At 68.2% G+C, this 1,737-nt stretch carries 2 protein-coding genes; both read right to left on the reverse strand.

Annotated elements, in window-relative coordinates; genetic code table 11:
• Positions 1-731 (reverse strand): cyclodeaminase (locus tag V6M48_RS05610; RefSeq protein WP_332811544.1); only part of this gene is annotated, 731 nt, incomplete at its 3' end.
• Entirely contained in the window at positions 728-1,684 is a 957-nt protein-coding gene (gene eutB / locus V6M48_RS05615; RefSeq protein WP_332811545.1) for a hydroxyectoine utilization dehydratase EutB, read from the reverse strand. The genes V6M48_RS05610 and eutB, both read right to left, overlap by 4 nt.
• Positions 1,685-1,737 lie beyond the last annotated feature (53 nt).

Here is a 1,737-nt window from a genome sequence, read left to right on the forward strand (position 1 = left end):
GCACGGGCGAAGACCGACGGATCGATCTCGTTCTTGTGCTCGCTGTCGGAGCCCATCGCGGTGATGTGCTGGCCCGGCTCGAGCCAGTCGGCCATCAGGATCGGCTGTTCGGCCGGCGTCGTAGTGACGATGACATCGGCGCCGCTTGCGGCCGCTCGAGGATCGGCAATCGCGGCGACGGGAAAGCCGAGGCGCTGCGAGAGTTCGGCCGCGGCCTTGCTGGCCTTCTGCTTGTCGCGCGCCCAGATCCGCGCCTCGCGGATCGGCCGCACCAGCGCCAGCGCTTCGAGCTGAAGCCTCGCCTGCATCCCGGCGCCAAAAATCGCCGCGACCGCCGCATCCGGCCGGGCGAGATGACGCGCCGCGACGGCTCCGGCCGCGGCCGTCCTGACATCGGTGAGGTAGCCATTGTCCAGGAGCAGCGCCTCGACGAGGCCGGTCCTGGCGCTGAACAGGATCATCAGCCCGTTCAGGCTGGGCAGGCCGAGCTTGGGATTGTCGAAGAAGCCGGGGCTGACCTTGATCGCGAACCCGTCGAGGCCCGGTACATAGGCCGTCTTGACGTCGACCTCGCCGCGATGCTCGGGAATGTCGAGCCGCAGGATCGGCGGCATGGCGACGGCCTTGGTCGCGAGCGCCGCAAAAGCCTCCTCGACACAGGCGATCGCGCTTAAGTCGAGCCTGACGACGCGACGCAGTTCCGCCTCGGTGAGGACGAGCATGCGGGTCATAGGGCGGCTCCGGACATGATGTGTCGGTGCACGGCTTCGTCGATATTGCGTCCCGAAACGATGATCGCCGTCGGCCCATGCAGGCTGACCTTGCCGGCAAGCAGGGCGGCGATGCCGACCGCGCCGGCGCCCTCGACGATTTCGCCCTCGTCCCGCGCTGCGTGGCGAATACCGGCTGCGATCTCCACCTCGCTCAAGAGCACGACCTCATCGATGAGATCGCGACACAGTGCGAAGGTGACGCGGTTGGAAAGGCCGATGCCGCCGCCAAGCGAATCCGCCAGCGTTTCCTCTTCGACCACCTCGACGGGCCGGCCGGCCGCGATGGCTGCCGCCATGGCAGCGCCGTGCTCCATCGAGATGCCGACCACCCTTGCGGAAGGCCGCAGCGCCTCGACCGCCACCGCAATGCCAGCAGCAAGCCCGCCACCTGAAAGCGGGATCAGCACGCAGGCGAGATCGGGGAGGTCCTCGACCAGTTCGAGACCGATCGTGCCCTGGCCCGCGACGACATCAGGATCGTCGAAGGGCGATATCGGGGTAAGTCCGTGCTCGGCGACCAGCCGCTCGACCTCGGCCTGCGCGTCGTCCTGCGAGCGCCCGACGATGCAAATTTCGGCGCCGAGTGAACGGATCGCCTCGACCTTGTTCGTCGGCACCAGCGCCGACATGCAGATCGTGGCGCGAAGGCCGAGCTCACGGGCAGCATAGGCGAGCGCGCGGCCATGATTGCCGGTGGACGCGGTCACGAGCCCGCGCCGGCGCTGGTCTTCGTCCAATGCCAGCACGGCATTCATCGCACCGCGGAGCTTGAAGGCGCCGATCGGCTGGCGGGTTTCGAGTTTGAGATGGACGGGCTGACCGCACAGGCGGCTCAGGGAGCGCGAGGCGACGAGCGGCGTGCGCACGACCTTGCCGGCGATGCGCGCTGCGGCAGCCTCGATGTCAGGCAACGCGACCGAAACCGGCGGCGCGGCCGGTCGATCTGCTTCCATACTGGTGAGAT

It is taken from the genome of Sphingomonas sp. (assembly GCF_036677245.1).
Taxonomy (GTDB): Bacteria; Pseudomonadota; Alphaproteobacteria; order Sphingomonadales; family Sphingomonadaceae; genus Allosphingosinicella.